Source organism: Haloferax sp. s1, from assembly GCF_058382125.1.
Map to the genome: position 1 here is coordinate 1 of NZ_JBZRPK010000051.1, position 710 is coordinate 710.

The 710-nt window shown below is 58.5% G+C and carries 1 pseudogene; it reads left to right on the forward strand.

The features are described from left to right. Window positions 1–710: pseudogene (locus QT222_RS00300) on the forward strand (hypothetical protein); the annotation flags it as partial.

Here is a 710-nt window from a genome sequence, read left to right on the forward strand (position 1 = left end):
CAAAGTAATAGATTCGCGCTGATTACGTTCCTCGTGGTCGCCCTGCTCATCGGCACCGCGGCGCCGGCAGCGGTCGCGGTATCGGGGGACGCTGTCAGCTCTGAGTTAGCAACGGACCCGCCCGATGTCGGTCCCGTCAGCGACCACGAGACGGTCGCAGATGACGACGACGGTGGTGATAACAGCGACGATAGCGACGAGGTAGAGGTCGACACTGAGGATGGCGAAATCGAACACGACGGCGACGTCCTCGAGATCGATGACTTCGAGGACGATTTCGACTTCGAGTCCAACGAGGACGATGACGAAGTCGATATCGACTTCGAGGACCTGGATATCGAACAGGATGATGAGGACGTCGAGGTCGAAGACGACGAAGCAGACCTCGACTTCGAAAACGACGGCGACGAGGTCGAAGCGGAGTCAGGCGACCACGAGATCGAACAAGACGATGACGACCTCGAGGTCGAAGACCACGAAGACGGTCTCGACTTCGAGAGTGACGACGGCGGCGAAGAAGTCGATATCGACTTCGAGGATCTGGACATCGAGCAGCACGGTGAGAGCGCGGAGGTCGAAACTGACGAAATCGAGTACGAGCGCGGCGGCAACAAGTTCGAGGACGATTCGGACGACCTCGAGTTCGAAAACGAGGATGTCGAGATTGAACGCGACCACGGCGAGGTTGAGATCGAGACTGACGAGCACGA